Raw genomic sequence first — 18,494 nt, forward strand, 5'->3', positions numbered from 1 at the left:
ACGACCATCGCGATGATCACGACGATCGGCACGATCACGGTGAGCGCCGGTCCGACCGGGTTGCGGTGGCCGTACACAGCGGTCGGTGCCCCACCTGCTGGTGCCCCACCTGCTGTGGCCGAAGCGCCCCGACCTGCGAACCGCCTCTGTATCCGGGCGAGTTCGCGGGCAGCTCAGCGCAGAAGCACGAGATTCCCCCGTACGTGACCCGCCTCGCTCACCTCGTGGGCCCGGAAGACCTGCCCCATCCAGCCGTACCGGATCCTGCAGTCGACCGGGTCGACCCCGGCGGCACCGTGAACGAACCCGGCCATCGGAACCCGCCCTCCAGCCGGCCCCGCCCCGCTGTCAGTCCCACCTGCCAGACTCACGCACATGACCGAACGCTGGGCTCTGGCCACCACAGAGACCGGCGGCGCCCGCCTCACCCCTCTGACTGCCGGCGGCCTCCCCGCCGCCCCGGTCCTGACCGAACCCGACCTCGTGGAGGCAGTCCGTTCCCGTCCGGACGTCATCCGCTGGGTCTGGCGGTCGACCGCCGAGATCTATCCCCGTCTGCTCGACGCGGGCGTACGGATCGACCGCTGCTACGACATCGAGGCAGCCGAGTCCCTCCTCCTCGCACACGAGGGCCGGCTCGGCGAACCCCGCTCCGCCGCGGCCGCCCACGCCCGCCTCCGTAACGCCCCCGTACCCCCCGATCCCCCCTCCCGCGCCGCGGAGCCCGGTTCGCAGTCCTCCCTCTTCGAGCCGCAGTCCGGCATGGACATCCCCTTCGACGCGCTCCTCCAGGTGTACGCGGAGCAGCTCCGCCGCCACGACGCCACCGCCCACCCCGGCCGCATGCGTCTGCTGACGGCCGCCGAGTCGGCCGGAATGCTGGTCGCCGCCGAGATGAACCGGGCCGGCCTGCCCTGGCGGGCCGACGTGCACCGGGAGCTCCTGCACGACCTGCTGGGCGAGCGGTACGCCGGCGGCGGCGAACCCCGCCGACTCGCCGAGCTGGCCGAAGAGGTGTCCACGGCGTTCGGCCGTCGGGTCCGCCCGGACCTTCCCGCCGATGTGGTCAGGGCGTTCGCGCAGGCCGGGATCAAGGTGAAGTCGACCCGCCGCTGGGAGCTGCAGGAACTGGACCATCCGGCCGTGAAGCCGCTGATCGAGTACAAGAAGCTGTACCGGATCTGGACGGCGCACGGCTGGAGCTGGCTCCAGGACTGGGTGCGCGACGGCAGGTTCCGCCCCGAGTACCAGCCGGGCGGAACCGTCAGCGGCCGCTGGACCACCAACGGCGGCGGGGCGCTGCAGATCCCCAAGGTGATACGGCAGGCGGTCGTCGCCGACGAGGGCTGGCGGCTGGTCGTCGCCGACGCCGACCAGATGGAGCCGAGGGTTCTGGCCGCGATCTCCCGCGACCCCGGCCTGATGGAGGTCGCGGGCCATGACGGCGACCTCTACACGGCGCTGTCGGACCGCGCCTTCCACGGCGACCGCGACCACGCCAAGCTGGCGCTGCTGGGAGCGATCTACGGCCAGACCTCGGGCGACGGCCTGAAGAACCTCGCGGCGCTGCGACGACGCTTCCCGCTCGCCGTGGCGTATGTCGACGACGCGGCGAAGGCGGGCGAGGAGGGCCGTCTCGTACGGACCTGGCTGGGCCGGACCAGTCCGCCGGCGGCCGGGAGCGGCGACGACGACGAGGCCGGCATCCCGCAGGAGAGCGACGAGCAGCCTTCCGTGGAGGGCGAGTTCACGCCGGGCTACGCCTCGACGAACGCCAGGGCGCGCGGCCGCTTCACCCGTAACTTCGTGGTGCAGGGCAGCGCCGCCGACTGGGCGCTGCTGTTCCTGGCCGCACTGCGCCGGTCCCTGGCCGCCGCCGGTCTCCGGGCCGAACTGGTCTTCTTCCAGCACGACGAGGTGATGGTGCACTGCCCCGAGGAGGAGGCCGAGGCAGTCGTGAAGGCGATCCGGGCCGCCGGTGACCTGGCGGGGCGGACCGCCTTCGGCAGGACGCCGGTGCGCTTCCCTTTTACGACGGCGATCGTGGAACGCTACTCCGACGCCAAGTAGCAGAACTCAGCCGTCGGGGTGCTCGGCCTCCTCCGTCCCGGGCTCGCCCTTCCGCAAGGGGTTCGTGGGCTGCGTGGGCCGCGTCGGCTTCGTGGGCTGCACTGTCTCCACAGGCGGAACGACGCGCCCTGTACCCGCACCCGGCCCTCCGAACCCGCCGAACCCGGCCAGCCCGTGGTCGTAATGCACGGCCCGCAGATGCTGATGCCGGTGCCGGGCATTGAGCAGATGGATGACGTACGCCGCCAGCGCGATCATCGCCAGGACGACCGCCACGGTGATCAAGGTGTCCATGAGAGACGGCCCCCTTCGCGCGCGCAGGCCGAGACTTCTTCAGGCTACTCCGCGAGCCGTCCGCACAGGGCGCCGACCGAACGGGGGAAACGCCCCGGACCAGGAACGTTTCCCTTCCGGCCCGGACCGGGCGCGCCCCGCGCCCCAGTGCGTCGCCCGGGCACCGGGTGCATGCCCGCGCAGCGGTGGTGCGCGACCGATGCTCTGGTCGTGGCCGCCGGTGCCGTCCCCGGGGGTTCCGCAGGGCCCGGCGCCGACGAACCCGGACCGGCTGCTGCCGCGCCTGATGGGGAAGCCGATGAAGCAGCACCCGGAGCCGCTCGTGCGGTACGCGTAGCCGCCCCGCGGATCGGCGAACGTCCGCGTCTTCTCGCTCGCCCGACGGGTCTCTCCACGGAACTCTCCTCGTCTGCGGGGCAATTGCCGAAACCGTTGCCGCGCACATGTCACCTTCCGGAGATCCCGTCCCCTCCACTTCGCCTCATGGGCCCCTGTGACCGGCGGCGATAGGCTCCGCGCATGGCCACGACCGAGCGCGAGATCACCGAGCCCGTCGACCTCTGCCGCCCCGACGGGAGGCTGAACCCGGCGGCCGTCGGGTGGTCCCGGCGCCCCCTGCACCGGGCGAATCTGCGCGGCTGGGGCCGGACCAAGCGGTGGGAGTACTGGTGCGTGACCACGCCCACCCATCTCGTCGCGCTGACCGTGAGCAGTCTCGACTTCCTGGCGCTGAACACGGTGTACGTGCTCGAGTACGGGGCGGGCGGCCGCGAGACCGAACGCACCGCGATCGTCCCGGGAGGCCGCGGCGTCCACCTCCCGCAGACGATCGCCGGAGCTCCCGCACCCACCGGCGGAGGGACCACGGACACCGTGGTCGGCCCGGAACGCCCCACAGGCACCGCGGTCAGGATCGAGATCCGCGAGGAACCCGGCGGCACCCGCCTCCGGGCGCGCTGCCTGACCCCGCAGAAGGAACCCGTCGAGGTCGACCTCTTCGCCGCCCTGCCCACCGGCCACGAAACGCTCTCCGTCGTCGTGCCCTGGAGCGAGCGCCGCTTCCAGTACACGTCCAAGCACACCGCACGCCCCGCCTCCGGCACGGTCCGGATCGGCACACGGGTCCTGGAGTTCGGCGCCGACGGCGACGCCTGGGCCACCCTCGACCACGGCCGGGGCCGCTGGCCGCGCTCGGTCGACTGGAACTGGGGTGCCGCCTCGGGCCGTACGGACGGCCGGACCGTCGGCCTCCAGTTCGGCGGGCGCTGGACGCAGGGCACCGGTTCCACCGAGAACGCGCTCTGCGTGGACGGCCGGCTCAGCAAGATCGGCGAGGAGCTGGAATGGCGCTGGAGCCCCACGGACCACCTGGCCCCCTGGACGATCCGTACCCCCGGGAGCCCCCAGGTCGACCTGGCCTTCACCCCGTTCCACAACCGCTCCACCCGCACCGACGCCGGCCTGCTCGCCAACCGCACCGATCAGTGCTTCGGCCACTACAACGGCCGGATCAGGGACGACCGGGGCCAGGACATCGTCGTCGAGCAGCTCCTCGGCTGGGCGGAGGACGTCCATATGCGCTGGTGATCTCCCCGGCATCCGGCCACGGCAGTAGGTTCCCCTCATGCGAATAGGCCACCTGCTGGGCACGGGACGATCTGCCGATGTGTACGCGATGGACGAGGCATGGGTCCTGCGCCGCTACCGCGACAGCAGTGATGCCAGACCGGAGTTGGCCGTGATGTCCTACCTCTCGGCCTTCGGCTACCCGGTCCCCCGCCTCGGCCCGAGCCCGGCCGCCGCCACCCCCTCCGACCTCGTACTGCAACGCCTGACCGGCCCGACCATGCTCGAGTCCCTGCTCTCCGGCGCACTCACCGGGGACGAGGGAGCCGCGATCCTCGCCGGTCTCCTCACCGACCTGCACACGATCCCGGCCAGGCTCTCCCCGGAGCCCGAGGACCGGATCCTCCACCTGGACCTGCACCCGGACAACGTGATGCTGACGCCCGACGGCCCGGTGGTGATCGACTGGCGGACCGCCACGGAGGGGCCACCCGCCCTCGACCGGGCCATGTCGTCGCTGATCCTGGCCCAGGTGGCGGTCGACCGCACCTCCCCGCTGGCCACGGGCGCCCGCTCCCTGCTCACCGCACTGCTCCCCCACCTCGCCGACCAGGGCGGTATCCCGGACGCCCAGCTGGCCCAGGCGGTCTGCCGCCGCGCGGCGGACCCGAACCTGACGCAGGACGAACGGGAGTTCATCGACGAAGCGGCCGGCCTGATCAGCGAGTGGGCCGGATGAGGATCGGTCCGACGACGGGTCGCTGAGGGGCGACGGCGGCCTCGGTGTGCCGGACGACCCGGAATACCCAAGGGCTGCAGCAGGCCCTCCTCGTCCTACAGCGGCCGCGCGAATGTCTCCTCGAAGACCGCGGTGATCAGACTGCGGACGTCCTCACCGCTCATCCCCTCCTCGTGCGCCCGGCGCATCCAGTCCGAGAGCCCGGCACGCAGCGGGGAGTCGGCGCCGGTCAGGGGTTCGGCCAGGGAGTGCGTGATGAACGTCCCCGCGCCCTGGCGGACCTCGACGAGACCGGCCCGTTCCAGTTCCCGGTACGCCTTCAGCGTGGTGTTCGGGTTCACCTTGGTGGCCGCGGCCACCTGTGCCGCGGTGGGCAAGCGGTCGCCCACGGCCAACACGCCCATGCGCAAGGCCTGTTCGACCTGCCTGACGATCTGCAGGTAGGTGGGGACGCCGCAGCGGCGATCAATGCGGAACGCCATCACTTCGTTCACTTCGCTCCCCCCTTCCTGCCGTTCCTGTCCTCCCGCACCGCGGCGGTCGGCGTCCTCCGCGTGCAGCGCCCCTCCAGCCTATGCCGCCGCCCGGTACGGACGACGGTCCGCGAACCGGTGCCGGGAGAAGGCCCGACATGCCCTCTGCCTCGCGGTTCACAATGGACGTCGGCCGACCCGGACCACGATGAAGGCGATCAGCAGCGCGCTGAGGCCTCCCAGGATTCCGGCCCCGGTCCACTGCATGGCCGGCATCTGGTCGTAGCCGAAGTACTCGACCGTGGCGTTGACGATGCCCTTGTCGGCGAGGCACGCCTCGTACTTCTCCTCCTGGACACAGGTGCCGTAGCCGAAGAGCTCCCCGGAGGCGGTGCTGACCCAGTTGTCCATCTGGACCGCGTCCGAGAGCTTCGCCGGGAACTCGGCGTCGATCGGGTAGGAGATCCGGCGCGGGGTGGCCAGCTCGGGCCGGACGAACGACCAGGCGACCTGCGTCACGACGGCGAAGAGGAACGTGCCGACCATGGCGGCCAGGACCCGGCGTGCGATCAGTCCGATCGCGATGCCGCCGACGGCGGTGAACAGGGTGAGCGCGGCGAGCATCGGCCCGGTGTTGTCGAACACCGTGCCCTGCATCCAGTCCCCCTCGCCGAACACGCGGACCGCCCGCCACCACCACGTGAACAGGGAGCCGAGGACGATCGTGGGCAGCAGAACCAGAATCAGACCGGTGCCCAGCTTGTAGCTCAGCCACCGCTTGCGCGGCACGGACTGCGTGGTGGCCAGCTGCGCCGTGCCCTGCTCCTGGTCGGAGGCGATCAACGGGGCGCCGCAGAAGACCCCGAGGATCACGGGCAGCGCACTCAGAATGGGCACGGTCTTCTCAAGCTTCGAGTGGATCGCCAGGACCACGCCGCTGTCGACCTTGTCGGCAGACCTGCCCGGCCAGCCGGCGCCGCGCACGGCGTCCAGCGAGGCCGCACGCTGGTAGACGAGCCAGACGGCGCCCAGGACGGTGAGCGCCGCCACCATCAGGAACATGACGCGATGCTGACGGAACATCAACCAGGCCAGGCCGCGCATCCGCAGCAGGCCCCTCCGGCTGCCGGCGGTACCGGCCGGGGTGTGGGTGAGAGTGCTCATGCCGCACGCTCCGCTCGCCGGTCGGGCCGGGCGGTGGGGGTGAGCAACGGCGGCGCTTCGGGCGAACGGAGATAGGCGAGCAAGATCTCTTCCAGACTGGGTTCCATCGACCGCCAGTCGCCGTGCACGGGACCCTCGGTCCGTATCAGGGCGTTGAACTGGCGACCTGTCGTACGGGCCTCGACCACGGTGTGAAGCGCCAGCCCTGCGGGAAGCTCCCCGGACTCCCCCACCGCTCCGGTGACCAGCTTGTGGCGTGCCATCAGCTCGTCCGTCTCACCGGCCATCCGGATCCGCCCGCCGGAGACGACCAGCAGGTAGTCGCACATGTCCTCCACTTCGGTGAGCATGTGGGACGACATCAGTACGCTCGTGCCGCGCTCGGCGGCCTCGGCCATCAGCAACGCGCTCATCTCGTCCCGGGCGAGCGGATCGAGATCGGCCATCGGCTCATCCAGCAGCAGCAGGTCGGGCCGCTTGCCGAAGGCGAGCGCGAATGCCACCCGGGTGCGCTGCCCCCCGGACAGGGTGCCGATCCGGGCATGCAGCGGAACATCGCCGGCCCGCACGATCCGCTCGGCCGCCGCCTGGTCCCAGCGCGGGTTGAGTTCCTGCCCCGTCCTGAGCGTCTCGGCGACGGTGAAGCGCTTGAACAGCGCCTTCTCCTGGCCGAGGAAGGCGTATCGCGGCATGACGCCGGGAGAGTCCACCGGCACCCCGAACATGCGCAGTTCGCCCGTCGTGCCCTCCACCAGCCGGGTCGCGATGCCCAACAGGGTGCTCTTTCCCGCCCCGTTGGGCCCCACCAGTCCACAGATCCGCCCGGCGGGCAGCCTGAACGAACAGTCCTGAAGCGCCCATCCGCGCCGGTACTTCTTCCCCAGCCCCTGCGCCTCAAGGGCCCACGGGCTCCCGGCGGTGTCCGGAGTGGTCATGTCGGGTACACCCTCCTCAGATTCAACTAGTCAACTAGTGGAATCATGGTCTTGGCCGCTCGCGCCTGTCAACCGCCGCCGGGCCGGACCCCGCGCCCGACTCTGCGTGCGCCCGCGGCCACGGACGTCTCGGCCCCAGCGCCCGAGACGGGCACCGATCTCGTCCGGACATGAAAGAACCCCAGGTCACGTTGAGTGAGTCCTGGGGTTTCCCTGAGCCGCCTCCGGGATTCGAACCCGAGACCCTCCATATGACGAATTCGTCAGCGATCAGTCGCCACTAACCCTGAGAAGTACGCCCGGTCCGCCACCTCCGGATCGGAGACCTGCAAGAGGTTCTCCAGCAACCGGTTCAGGATGTCGCGCGGCGTTTCATCGGCTCGCACAGACCCGGAGCGCACATACGGTGGCTCCCGGTGCCCCATATCGACCCGTAAGCGCCAGTCGTCGCCGACGGCTCCGATTGTCGATACGTTGCTCTGCCGGGAGCCTAGCCAGTTGCCGAGATGGGTGTCACTCGGGTCGATGGACGTCTCCATCGGCGGTGTGGCTCTCACCGGTTGTCTGGTGTATTAGTTAGCTTCCTCCTTATTTGTCCGTAGTCAAGAGAAGAAGCAAAAAAGATTCACCACGGATGGGGCGGCCCGGACGCTGCATGGCGGGTGGTGGCCCGAAGGGCTCGCTGAACCGATGGCGGACAGGGCGGCACCGCCGCCGGGGAACGGACCCAGGACATGCACCAGCCAGTAGCCCGAAGGAAAAGCCCCAGGTCACGACGGGTGAGTCCTGGGGTCTCCCTGAGCCGCCTCCGGGACTCGAGCCCGATACCCATGGACGGGGCGGCGTACGCCGACGCGGTGTCGGAGCACGCCGCCCTGGAGTGGGACGAGCTGCGGGCTGCGGCCCGTGAGCTGCCGACCCCTACTTCGGGTCGCGGTTGAACAGCGACTTGGACCAGACGTGGCCGAGCACGGCCAGCCCCACGCACCAGGCCACGGCCAGCCACCCGTTGTAGCCGATCTCGGTACCGAGCAGCAGCCCGCGCAACGTCTCGATGGCCGGGGTGAACGGCTGGTACTCGGCGATCGGCTGGAACCAGCCCGGCATCGCGTCGACCGGCACGAACGCGCTGGAGATGAGCGGCAGGAAGATCAGCGGCAGGGCGTTGTTGCTGGCCGCCTCGGCGTTCGGGCTGGACAGACCCATCCCGACCGCGATCCAGGTGAGCGCCAGGGCGAACAGCGTGAGCAGTCCGACCGCCGCGATCCACTCCAGGACGGTGGCATTCGTGGACCGGAAGCCGATCGCCACGGCGACGGCTCCGACGAGTACCACGCTCATCACGCACTGCAGCACGCTGCCGACGACGTGCCCGATGAGCACCGACTCGCGGTGGATCGCCATCGTGCGGAAGCGGGCGATGATGCCCTCGGTCATATCGGTGGCGACGGACACCGCGCTGCCGATCGTGGTGCCGCCGATGGTCATCAGCAGGATGCCCGGGACGAGGTACGCGATGTACTCGGACCGGTCGGCACCGCCGTCGCCGATGCCCGCGCTCATCACATCGCCGAAGATGTAGACGAAGAGCAGCAGCAGCATGACCGGGGTGAGCAGCAGGTTCAGCGTCATGGACGGGTAGCGCCGTGCGTGCAGGAGGTTGCGGCGCAGCATCGTGGACGAGTCGCGTACGGCGAGGGAGAGGGAGCTCATCGGACATCCTCCTTGGGCTGGTTGGGGATGCCGGCGCCGCCGGTCAGAGCGAAGAACACGTCGTCGAGGTCGGGGGTGTGCACGGTCAGCTCGTCCGCCTCGATGCCGGCCGAGTCCAGCCAGTCGAGGATGGAGCGCAGCTCGCGCTGGCTGCCGTCGCTGGGGATCTGCAACGACAGCGCCTCGTCGTCCCGGGAGGCCTCGCGCAGGGCGACGGCGGCGCTCTGGTACGCGGCCGGGTCGGCGAAGCGCAGCCGCACGTGTCCGCCGGGGATCAGCCGCTTCAACTCCTCGGCGGTGCCCTCGGCGGCGATCTTCCCGTCGTTGAGCACGGCGATGCGGTCGGCGAGCTGGTCGGCCTCCTCCAGGTACTGGGTGGTGAGGAAGACGGTGACGCCGCCCGCGACGAGCTCGCGGATGATCTGCCACATGTTGTGGCGGGAGCGCGGGTCGAGGCCGGTGGTCGGCTCGTCGAGGAAGATGATCCGCGGGTTGCCGACCAGCGTCATGGCGATGTCGAGGCGGCGCTTCATGCCACCGGAGTAGCTCTGGGCGGGCTTCTTGGCGGCGTCGGTGAGGTCGAAGCGCTCCAGCAGCTCGGCGGTGACGCGCCGCCCCTCGCGCTTGGAGAGGTGGTGCAGGTCCGCCATGAGGAGCACGTTCTCCTCGCCGGTGATCAGCCCGTCGACGGCGGAGAACTGCCCGGTGACGCCGATCGCGGCACGCACCCCGTCCGGGGACGTCGCGATGTCGTCGCCCGCGACCTGGGCCTGCCCGCCGTCGGCGGTGATGAGCGTGGACAGGATCTTCACAGCGGTGGTCTTGCCGGCGCCGTTGGGTCCGAGCAGCGCGAACACGGACCCGGCCGGGATGTGCAGATCGATGCCGTCGAGGACGGTCTTGTCGCCGTACGACTTGCGCAGACCGACGGTGGAGACGGCGGCCGGCGACGGGTGACCGTCCCCCCGCCTGGACGTGGGCATGACAGGAGAAGGCATGGGGCCCTCCGCTCGAAGGCTGAAGTGGGTTGGGGATGGGGCCGGTTGTGGATGTGGCGCTCAGGACTTGGCGCGGCGGATGTCGATGTTGCCGTGCCGGGTGCGGGCGCGGACCTTGACGGCGCCCTCGGCCTTCTCGGGGGCCTCGGACGCGGCGAGCGTGTTGCGCACCTGGCCGGAGCCCGAGCTGACGTCGAGCCAGGCGGCCGTGCCCTCGCGTACGCCGACCTCGATGGCGCCGTAGGAGGTCTCCAACTGGACGGTGCCACCGGCCACTTCGCCCACACGCAGGGTGCCGTGGGCGGTGGTGGCGGTGACCGAGTCCTCGGCACGCCGGATCTCGATGTCGCCGTTGGCGCCGCTCACCCGCAGCTCGCCGGTCGCGGCGCCGACGGTCGTGGTGCCGTGCGAGTTCTTCAGGACGGCGGGGCCGTCGACGAGGCCGACGCGCAGGCTGCCGGAGCTGGTGGTGATCTCGGCCATGCCCTCGACCCGGTCCACGGTGATCGAGCCGTGCGACGCGGTCAGCTTCAGCGGGCCGGTCGCGTCGAGGCGGACGTCACCGGACGAGGTCTTCACGCGGACCTCGCCGAGCCGGCCCTCGCCGAGCACCTGGGCCCAGGCGCCGGTCATGTCGACGCGCGAGCCTGTGGGCAGTTCGACCGTCACGTCGACAGTGCCGGTGCGGCCGAACAGATTGGACTTGGGCGTCCTGACGGTCAGTACGCCACTCGCGTACGTGACCTCGGTCTGATCGGCCGCCCGTACGTCCTGGTCCCGCTTCGGGTCGCGGGGTTGCACCTCGACGACGGTGTCGAGGCGGTCGCCCGCGGTGAACTGGATGGAACCGGCCTCCACGTGAGCCGTGGCCGAGATCGGTGCGGGAGTGTCGAAAGAAGGCATGGCTGTCCCGTCCTCTTGAGTCTTTGGGTCGTCCCCACTGGTGGGACGTGGTGTGGGTGAAGGTGCGGGCAGGGGGCGCGGTCAGCGCACCCAGCCCGTGAAGCTCTGTCCGATGGTCCGGGTCTTCTCCGTCGTACGCGGCCGGGTGCCGCCGTCGACCGCGGCCGACACGGCGCGCACCAGCCACGCGTTGACCGACAGGCCCTCGCGGGCCGCGGCCTCCTCGGCGCGGGCCTTGAGGTGGGCCGGCAGACGCAGGTTGACGCGGGCGGTGCCGCCCTCATCGCCATCGGCCGGGGCCGGAGTCTTGAACGGCTCGACGGGCGCGACCGGCTCCGCGGGGGCGCCGCCGTCGGCGGGTGGCGGTGTCACCACGAAGTCGGGGTCGAGCCCGCGCAGCCGTACGTCGACCGAGCCGGGGGCGAGTTCGCGGGTGATCTCGTCCATCGCGGCGGAGAGCACGTTGAGCATGGTCAGCCGGGTTGCCGACTCCAGGGGAGCGGTGAGCCTCTCGGCCAGCTCGCGGGCTTCGTCGCCGCCGGCTTCGGCGGCCACCGCAAGTTCGCGGCGGAGGGTGTCGACATACGGGGTGAGGTCCATGACGCCATCATGGCACCACTATGGCGCCACACGCAAGCCGCGAGGCGACATCTCTGGGTCGGTCACCGGCAAAACTGCCCTGACCTGCGGAAACACACTGGCACCTACCTGAGCGATTGTGGCGCCATGCGTGCTCATGCGCTTCGGGGAGCGCGAAATGGCTCCACATGGCACCGGATGGCGCCACGTGGAGCCACCCGACGCCATGGGATGCCATGCGATGCCGCAAGAAGGCGACCCGCCCCCGCCACACGGTCCGCCGCGCAGACCCCGGTCGATCTGGTCGGGTGCCTGGCCCTGGGAGTCATCACCACAGCGGCCGGCGGACGGGCCACCGTGTGCGTGCGCGGGCACTGGTGCGAGCCGGTGAGCCCCTGCACCGCGGTCGCCTCGCCGCCCGGCAAACGCACATCCGCTGCATTCGCTTCATGACCGGCCCGCTGCTCGCCGTCGAGAGGGCGCTGGTGGAGTTCTCCGGCCCGGTACGGGTCGAGGCCGGGACCAACCGCCCGACTCGCGAAGGCAGCAGCCGACAAGGCCGCCCAGAAGGCCGCTGCCGCCGAACCCGAACCACGGGACCGACTCACCGCCGAAGCCGTCCGCCTCGCCCAACAGGTCGACGGAACTCGCCGCCCCGTTCAGACCTCACGCCGCGTCCGACAAAAGCAAAAGCCCCAGGTCACGGCGAGTGAGTCCTGAGGCTTCCACAGAGCCGCCTTCGGGATTCGAACCCGAGACCTACGCATTACGAGTGCGTTGCTCTGGCCAACTGAGCTAAGGCGGCACGCCCTGTCGCACTATGGTGCGAGCAGCAGCGTCGCTAAGTTTACACAGTTTCCAAGGGTGCTCCGCACCACCCGCCTCCGGAGCCGAATGCGCAGGTCAGGTGGGCGAAGGGAGCCGCGGCAGGTCAGGAGCACTTCGTACCCCCGGTCGGCGGGGTGCCGTCCAGGAGGTACGTGTTGATCGCCGTGTCGATGCAGTGGCTGCCGCGGCCGTACGCGGTGTGACCGTCGCCCTCGTACGTGAGGAGCCTGCCCGAGGAGAGCTGGGCGGCGAGGGACTGGGCCCACTTGTACGGGGTCGCCGGATCACGGGTGGTGCCGACCACGACGATCGGGGGCGCGCCCTTCGCCGTGATGCGGTGCGCGGTGCCGCTGGGCGCAACGGGCCAGTGGGCGCAGTTCAGGGCAGCCCAGGCGAAGGCCTTGCCGAAGACCGGGGAGGCCTTCTCGAAGCCGGGGATGGCCTGCTCGACGGCGTCCGGGCCGGTGAAGGCCGGGGGCGTGTCCAGACAGTTCACCGCGGCGTTGGCGAACATCAGGTTCGCGTACGTGCCGTTCGGCTTGCGCTCGTAGTAGCTGTCGGACAGGGCGAGCAGGCCGGACCCGTCGCCCGCCCGGGCGCCGGCGAGGGCGCTGCGGAGCTGGGGCCAGGTCCCCTCGTCGTACATGGCGGCGATGACACCGGTGGTGGCGAGGGACTCGCCGAGCTTGCGGGAGTCGCCGGCGGGGATGGGCTTGGCGTCGAGGTCGGCGAAGAGCTGCTTCAGGCGGGTCGCGGCGTCGGCGGTGGAGGTGGTGCCGAGCGGGCAGTCCGACTTCTTCACACAGTCCGCGGCGAAGGCCTGGAACGCGGTCTCGAAGCCCGCCGTCTGATCGCGGTTCATCTCCAGCGACGGAAGCGACGGGTCCATCGCACCGTCGAGGACGAGACGGCCGGTGCGGCCGGGGAAGAGTTCGGCGTACGTCGCACCGAGGAAGGTGCCGTACGACGCCCCGACGTACGTCAGCTTCTCGTCGCCGAGCAGGGCCCGCAGGATGTCCATGTCGCGGGCCGCCTCGACGGTGGAGACATGCGGGAGGATCGTGCCGGAGCGCTGCTCACAGCCATCTGCGAACTTCTCGAAGGCCGTGCCCAGCTCCGAGACCTCGGCGCTGTCGTCGGGGGTCTGGTCGACCTGGGTGTAGGCGTCCATCTGCGGGCCGGTGAGGCATTCGACGGGCTCGCTGCGGGCGACGCCGCGCGGGTCGATGGCGACCATGTCGTAGCGGGCGCGGACCGGGGCCGGGTAGCCGAGGGCCGCGTAGCTCTGGAGGTAGCCGATGGCCGAGCCGCCGGGGCCGCCCGGATTCACCAGCAAGGAGCCGATCCGCTTGCCCGGACCGGTGGCCTTCTTCCGGGAGACGGCCAGCTTGATGTCGCCGCCGTCCGGCTTCCGGTAGTCGAGGGGCGCCTTCATCGTGGCGCACTGGAAACCGGAGACGCCGCAGTCCCGCCAGTTCAGATGCTGCGCGTAGTACGGCTGGAGCGCCGCCGTCGGCGCGGCGGGCGTCGAGCCCGACGCGCTCGTCGTCGAACCGCCTTTGCTGCAGCCGGAGACGAGGAGGCCGGTCGTGCCGAGCACGGTGGCGAAGGTACGGAGCAGACGCCTGGTATCCATGCCCGGAGCGTAGCCTTCAGGGGGCGACCGGCCCGTTTCGTTACCCATTCGGATGAATCGGCGGTGCGCAACGAGGTGCGGACGGATCAGCCGGCGCGCAGAGCCACCGTCATCGCCTCCACCGCGAGCAGCGGCGCCACATTGCGGTCCAGCGCCCGGCGGCAGGCGATCACCGCCTCGATCCGGCGCAGGGTGCGCTCGGGCGTCGAGGACCCGGCGATGCGGTCGAGTGCGTCCCGTACATCGACATTGGCGAGGGCGATCTGCGAGCCCAGCTGCAGCGCCAGTACGTCGCGGTAGAAGCCGGTCAGATCGGTGAGAGCGAGGTCGAGGCTGTCGCGCTGGGTACGGGTCTTGCGGCGCTTCTGCTTGTCCTCCAGCTCTTTCATCACCCCGGCCGTGCCGCGCGGCATCCGGCCTCCGGCAGCCGCGCCGAGCGCGGCCTTCATGTCCTCCGTCTCCTTGGCGTCCACCTCCTCGGAAACCTGCTTCGCGTCCTCCGTGGCGGTGTCGATCAGCTCCTGGGCGGCCTTGAGGCAACCACCGATGTCCTCCACCCGGAGCGGAAGCTTGAGCACGGCAGCGCGTCGCGCACGGGCCTTCTCGTCGGTGGCCAGGCGTCGGGCCCGGCCGATGTGCCCCTGAGTGGCACGAGCAGCTGCCGCGGCCCGCTCCGGTTCGATTCCGTCACGCCGGATCAGCACATCGGCAACGGCGTCGACGGGGGGCGTGCGCAGGGTGAGGTGACGGCAGCGGGACCGGATGGTGGGCAGCACATCTTCGAGCGAGGGTGCGCAGAGCAGCCACACCGTACGGGGCGCGGGCTCCTCGACCGCCTTCAGGAGCACGTTTCCCGCGCCCTCGGTGAGACGGTCGGCGTCCTCCAGGATGATCACCTGCCAGCGGCCCACGGCCGGGGACAGCTGGGCGCGGCGGACCAGCTCACGGGTCTCCTTCACGCCGATGGAGAGCAGGTCCGTACGGACCACCTCGACGTCGGCATGCGTCCCGATGAGGCTGGTGTGGCAGCCGTCGCAGAAACCGCACCCCGGCGCGCCGCCCAGCGCACGGTCCGGGCTGGTGCACTGGAGGGCGGCGGCGAAGGCGCGGGCAGCGGTGGACCGCCCGGAACCCGGCGGTCCGGTGAACAGCCAGGCGTGGGTCATCTTCGACCCCAAAGGCACCTGATCCGCCGCGGAAATGGCGGTGACCAGCGCATCGGCGTCCCGGGCGGCCGCACCGAGCTGCTTCTGCACCCGGTCCTGGCCGACCAGGTCGTCCCATACGGTCATTGGTCACCGCCCTTCCGGTGGTGGTCTACGGCTCCGGCTTCCCATTGTGGGGGAAGGGTCTGACATTCCCGGCGATCCGGTCCGCCCCTCACCCCCGGGCCACCCGCCGCGGCCGCTCTCAGCGGCGCGGGCGACGGCCCCGTCCGGAGGTGCCACGGCCCTCGTCGTCCCGGTCGTGGTCGCCGAGCAGCTCGTCGGCCAGGGTCGGCAGATCGTCCAGCGGAGTCTCCTCGGCCCACTCCGGGCGACGGCGGCGGCCCCGGCCCGGGCGCCGGGCCTCGGCTGCCTCCGGGACGGCGTGCGGATCGCTGATCTGCGGCAGCTCCCGGGTGCGCTCGTTCTCGCCCTCCGGGCCGGCGTCCGTCGGACGCTCGTCGCGGAAAATGCCCCGCGGAACGCGGTCCGTCGGCTGCTCGTCACCTACGTCCCGCACCGGCGGGAGTACCGCGGTCTCGTCCGCGGAGCCCGTGGCGTCCCGTGCCGCAGGCCGCTCGGACGGATCGGTGATCCTCGGGATCATCGCCGTCTCGGCCTGGTCCGAAGGCGTGTCGACCGGTGACGGCACCGGCTGCGTCACCTCGTTCGGGCTGACGACCGGTGTCGGAACCGTCAGCTCGTTGTCCGGGACGGAAGCGGACGCCGCCGCCTCCGCGCGGGCGGCCTCCGCCGCCGCGGCCGCCTCGGCCTCGGCCTGCCGCCGGGCAGCCTCGGCCCGCAGCAGCGCCTCCTCCGCCTTGCGCTGCTTCTCCAGCCGCCGCGCCTCGGCCTCCTTGCGCAGCCGGGCCTCCTCCTGGGCCAGCTTGCGCAGCCGCTCCTGCTCGGCCTCGCGCGCCTGCTCCTCGGCCTCGCGCCGGACCCGCTCCGCCTCGGCGACCCGACGCGCTTCCTCGGCCCGCAGACGGGCCTCCTCCGCCTGCCGCTCGGCCTCGCGCTGCCGCGCCTCCTCCAGCTCGCGGCGCTTGCGTTCCTCCTCCTCGGCGCGGAGCTTGGCGAGCTGCTCCTGGCGCTCGCGCTCCAGCCGCTCCTCCTCCGCCTTGCGCGCCGCCTCTTCCTCGGCCTTGCGCCTGGCCTCTTCCTCAGCCGCCTTGCGCGCCTCCTCCTGGGCCTTGATCTCGGCCTCGGAGAGCGGCAGGAGCTGGTCGAGCCGGTGGCGCACGACGGTGGTGATCGATTCCGGTTCCTGGCCGGCGTCCACCACCAGGTAGCGGGTCGGGGCAGCGGCGGCCAGCGTGAGGAAACCGGACCGTACCCGGGCGTGGAACTCGGGCGGCTCGGACTCCAGCCGGTCGGGCGCCTCGGTGAACCGTTCCCGCGCGGTCTCCGGGTCGACGTCGAGAAGCACCGTCAGATGCGGTACGAGTCCGTTCGTCGCCCACCGCGAGATCCGGGCGATCTCGGTCGGGGAGAGGTCGCGGCCCGCGCCCTGGTAGGCGACGGACGAGTCGATGTAGCGGTCGGAGATGACGATCGCGCCGCGCTCCAGCGCCGGACGGACCACCGAGTCGATGTGCTCGGCGCGGTCGGCTGCGTAGAGCAGTGCCTCGGCCCGGTTCGAGAGCCCGGCCGACGACACGTCGAGCAGGATCGAGCGCAGCCGCTTGCCGACCGGCGTGGCGCCGGGCTCGCGGGTGACGACGACCTCGTGGCCCTTGGCCCGGATCCACTCGGCGAGCGCCTCGACCTGGGTGGACTTGCCGGCCCCGTCGCCGCCCTCCAGGGCGAGGAAGAAGCCGGTGGCGGCGGAGGCGACAGCCGGTTCGCCGCCGCGCAGGGCCTCGCGCAGGTCACGGCGCAGCGGCACTCCGGAACGGTCATCCGTCTTCGCGAGGACGATCGCGGCGACCGGCAGCAGCAGGGCACCGATGAGCATGAGGGCGAATGCGGCGCCGCCGTGCGCGAAGACGAAGTCGCCGACCGTCAGCCGGTGGGTGCCGATCGCTGCGGCCAGCAGCGGTCCCGCGACCGCGCCGAGCGCGACCAGGACCCGGACGACTGCCTGGAGGTGCTCGGTCGTCCTGGCCCGGCGGGACTCCTCGGTCTCCTGGTCGACGAGCGTGTGGCCGGTGTTGGCCGCGACACCCGCCGCGTAACCGGCGAGGACCGCGAGGAACACCACGGTCGCCGTGTCCGGCACCAGGCCCATCGCGAGGAGCGCGACCCCGGTGACAGCGGTGGCGAAGACGAGCAGCCGGCGCCGCGACAGGGTGGGCAGCACCTTCTCCGCCGTACGGATACCGGCGGCTGTGGCGCCCGTCAGGGTGAGGATCAGCAGGGCGAACGTGACCGGTCCGCCACCGAGGTCGTAGGCGTGCAGTGCGGCGACGGCGGCTGCGGCGGCGATCGCTCCGGCGACGGCCGCGCACGCGCCGACGATCAGCGGGACGGCGCCGGTGCGGCCCTTGTCCGGGCCGCTGCCGGTGGACGGCCGTCGCAGACCCTCCAGCGGCGAGCGCGGGCGGGGCGTCGGCGAACCGGGGAGTTCGAGGAAGTAGAGGGTCGAGATCGAGGCGGAGAACAGTCCGGCCGCGACGTACGAGCCGAGAGCCGCCTGGTGGAAGGAGAACCACTCAAGACCCGAGCCCAGCAGATTGCCGATCAGCGTGGCGATCAGCAGAACGGCCGCGGCGGCGGGGACGGCGGCGAAGTCCGTACGGAGGGAGAGCCTGCGCAGGGCGTCGAGGTGGTCCGGCAGCGGGCGTACCGCGGCGCCCTCGGGGGGCGGGGAGGGCAGCAGCGCGGGCGCGGCGCTCTCCTTCGCGACCGTCCACAGCCGTTCGCAGGCGCCGGTGACGAAGACGGTGATGAGGATCATCATGAGCGCCCTGCCGGGCGTCCAGTCGATCCACAACGGCGCGACGACGAGCAGCGCGAGCCGCAGGCCGTCCGCCCCGATCATCAGCCATCGCCGGTCCAGCGGTCCACCGGGCGCGGTGAGCGTCGTCAGCGGCCCGAGGAGTACGGCTCCGAAGAGGAGCGTGGCAAGGATTCGGGCACCGAACACGGCGGCGACGGCAAAGGCCGCCCCGCGGTATCCGGATCCGAATGAGCCCTCAAGGACCGCCGCTTGCAGAGACAGCAGCACCATCACGAGAAGGGCGAGTGCATCGCCGATACCGCCGACGAGCTGCGCGCTCCACAACCGCTTCAGCGGGGGAACACGCAACAGGGCTCGTACGGCGCGCTCGCGTGAGTCTGCGGCAAGAGTGTCGGAGGTGGGGCTCACGACCGTTGGCTGCTCGGCTCGCGTCATCCGCCCAGCCTATCCGGAGCGGTCCGGTCAGCGACGGCCCCATCCGAACATATG

Annotated in this window: 18 protein-coding genes and 1 tRNA gene; 5 read left to right on the top strand and 14 right to left on the bottom strand. The window is 71.3% G+C overall.

The genetic code is table 11. The features are described from left to right. Positions 1 to 173: 173 nt before the first annotated feature. Positions 174 to 314, bottom strand: coding sequence for a hypothetical protein (locus ACFU8W_RS04310; RefSeq protein ID WP_345517452.1), 141 nt, complete (start codon positions 312 to 314; stop codon positions 174 to 176). Positions 315 to 375: 61 nt separating this feature from the next. Here ACFU8W_RS04310 and ACFU8W_RS04315 point away from each other — a divergent pair, with 61 nt between their 5' ends. Next, the gene (locus ACFU8W_RS04315) at positions 376 to 2,070 is read left to right on the top strand and encodes a bifunctional 3'-5' exonuclease/DNA polymerase (protein ID WP_384032163.1); all 1,695 of its coding nucleotides are present in this window, start codon (positions 376 to 378) and stop codon (positions 2,068 to 2,070) included. Positions 2,071 to 2,076: 6 nt separating this feature from the next. Here the strand turns inward: ACFU8W_RS04315 and ACFU8W_RS04320 are convergent, their stop codons facing one another. Then, positions 2,077 to 2,364 (bottom strand): hypothetical protein, encoded by a 288-nt coding sequence (locus ACFU8W_RS04320; RefSeq protein ID WP_384032165.1) that lies wholly within the window; start codon positions 2,362 to 2,364, stop codon positions 2,077 to 2,079. 199 nt (positions 2,365 to 2,563) lie between these two features. On the opposite strand from ACFU8W_RS04320, the gene ACFU8W_RS04325 reads away from it, so the two are divergent. The 3 genes from ACFU8W_RS04325 (at position 2,564) to ACFU8W_RS04335 (ending at position 4,669) form a co-directional block, all read left to right on the top strand. Beyond that, on the top strand, positions 2,564 to 2,701 hold the full coding sequence (locus tag ACFU8W_RS04325; protein ID WP_384032167.1) for a hypothetical protein: 138 nt from the start codon (positions 2,564 to 2,566) through the stop codon (positions 2,699 to 2,701). 182 nt (positions 2,702 to 2,883) lie between these two features. Next, positions 2,884 to 3,951: a DUF2804 domain-containing protein gene (locus ACFU8W_RS04330; protein ID WP_384032169.1), complete on the top strand. Its 1,068-nt coding sequence runs from the start codon at positions 2,884 to 2,886 to the stop codon at positions 3,949 to 3,951. 37 nt (positions 3,952 to 3,988) lie between these two features. Then, complete coding sequence (locus tag ACFU8W_RS04335; RefSeq protein WP_345517447.1) at positions 3,989 to 4,669, top strand: phosphotransferase; 681 nt, start codon at positions 3,989 to 3,991, stop codon at positions 4,667 to 4,669. Between the two features lie 95 nt (positions 4,670 to 4,764). Here the strand turns inward: ACFU8W_RS04335 and ACFU8W_RS04340 are convergent, their stop codons facing one another. The 8 genes from ACFU8W_RS04340 to ACFU8W_RS04375 all read right to left on the bottom strand — a co-directional run bounded on the left by ACFU8W_RS04340 (position 4,765) and on the right by ACFU8W_RS04375 (position 11,455). Continuing rightward, on the bottom strand, positions 4,765 to 5,151 hold the full coding sequence (locus ACFU8W_RS04340) for a GntR family transcriptional regulator (RefSeq protein WP_384032970.1): 387 nt from the start codon (positions 5,149 to 5,151) through the stop codon (positions 4,765 to 4,767). A 168-nt stretch (positions 5,152 to 5,319) separates the two neighbouring features. Then, on the bottom strand, positions 5,320 to 6,306 hold the full coding sequence (locus ACFU8W_RS04345) for an ABC transporter permease (RefSeq protein WP_384032171.1): 987 nt from the start codon (positions 6,304 to 6,306) through the stop codon (positions 5,320 to 5,322). Next, positions 6,303 to 7,241: an ABC transporter ATP-binding protein gene (locus tag ACFU8W_RS04350; RefSeq protein ID WP_384032173.1), complete on the bottom strand. Its 939-nt coding sequence runs from the start codon at positions 7,239 to 7,241 to the stop codon at positions 6,303 to 6,305. Before ACFU8W_RS04350 ends, ACFU8W_RS04345 begins: the two co-directional genes overlap by 4 nt. A gap of 263 nt (positions 7,242 to 7,504) precedes the next feature. Then, complete coding sequence (locus tag ACFU8W_RS04355; RefSeq protein ID WP_384032174.1) at positions 7,505 to 7,780, bottom strand: hypothetical protein; 276 nt, start codon at positions 7,778 to 7,780, stop codon at positions 7,505 to 7,507. Positions 7,781 to 8,162: 382 nt separating this feature from the next. Continuing rightward, complete coding sequence (locus tag ACFU8W_RS04360; RefSeq protein ID WP_384032176.1) at positions 8,163 to 8,954, bottom strand: ABC transporter permease; 792 nt, start codon at positions 8,952 to 8,954, stop codon at positions 8,163 to 8,165. After that, positions 8,951 to 9,952 carry an ATP-binding cassette domain-containing protein gene (locus ACFU8W_RS04365; protein WP_384032178.1) on the bottom strand — a complete coding sequence of 334 codons (1,002 nt, stop codon included), beginning with the start codon at positions 9,950 to 9,952 and terminating at the stop codon, positions 8,951 to 8,953. Before ACFU8W_RS04365 ends, ACFU8W_RS04360 begins: the two co-directional genes overlap by 4 nt. A 60-nt stretch (positions 9,953 to 10,012) precedes the next feature. Then, complete coding sequence (locus ACFU8W_RS04370; protein ID WP_384032180.1) at positions 10,013 to 10,855, bottom strand: DUF4097 domain-containing protein; 843 nt, start codon at positions 10,853 to 10,855, stop codon at positions 10,013 to 10,015. An 81-nt stretch (positions 10,856 to 10,936) separates the two neighbouring features. Continuing rightward, positions 10,937 to 11,455: a toxin-antitoxin system HicB family antitoxin gene (locus ACFU8W_RS04375; RefSeq protein ID WP_345517439.1), complete on the bottom strand. Its 519-nt coding sequence runs from the start codon at positions 11,453 to 11,455 to the stop codon at positions 10,937 to 10,939. Positions 11,456 to 11,665: 210 nt separating this feature from the next. Here ACFU8W_RS04375 and ACFU8W_RS04380 point away from each other — a divergent pair, with 210 nt between their 5' ends. Continuing rightward, the gene (locus ACFU8W_RS04380) at positions 11,666 to 11,887 is read left to right on the top strand and encodes a DUF3987 domain-containing protein (protein WP_384032182.1); all 222 of its coding nucleotides are present in this window, start codon (positions 11,666 to 11,668) and stop codon (positions 11,885 to 11,887) included. 278 nt (positions 11,888 to 12,165) lie between these two features. Here ACFU8W_RS04380 and ACFU8W_RS04385 read toward each other — a convergent pair. The 4 genes from ACFU8W_RS04385 to tmk form a co-directional block, all read right to left on the bottom strand. Further along, a tRNA-Thr gene (locus ACFU8W_RS04385) sits at positions 12,166 to 12,239 on the bottom strand. A 126-nt stretch (positions 12,240 to 12,365) separates the two neighbouring features. Next, positions 12,366 to 13,898 (bottom strand): alpha/beta hydrolase, encoded by a 1,533-nt coding sequence (locus ACFU8W_RS04390; RefSeq protein ID WP_384032184.1) that lies wholly within the window; start codon positions 13,896 to 13,898, stop codon positions 12,366 to 12,368. Positions 13,899 to 13,984: 86 nt separating this feature from the next. Beyond that, on the bottom strand, positions 13,985 to 15,190 hold the full coding sequence (locus ACFU8W_RS04395) for a DNA polymerase III subunit delta' (protein ID WP_384032186.1): 1,206 nt from the start codon (positions 15,188 to 15,190) through the stop codon (positions 13,985 to 13,987). A gap of 118 nt (positions 15,191 to 15,308) precedes the next feature. Next, positions 15,309 to 18,440, bottom strand: coding sequence for a dTMP kinase (gene tmk, locus ACFU8W_RS04400; protein ID WP_384032188.1), 3,132 nt, complete (start codon positions 18,438 to 18,440; stop codon positions 15,309 to 15,311). Positions 18,441 to 18,494: the final 54 nt, after the last annotated feature.

This window comes from Streptomyces sp. NPDC057565 (assembly GCF_042801455.1).
In the GTDB taxonomy this organism is placed as follows: domain Bacteria; phylum Actinomycetota; class Actinomycetes; order Streptomycetales; family Streptomycetaceae; genus Streptomyces; species Streptomyces yanii.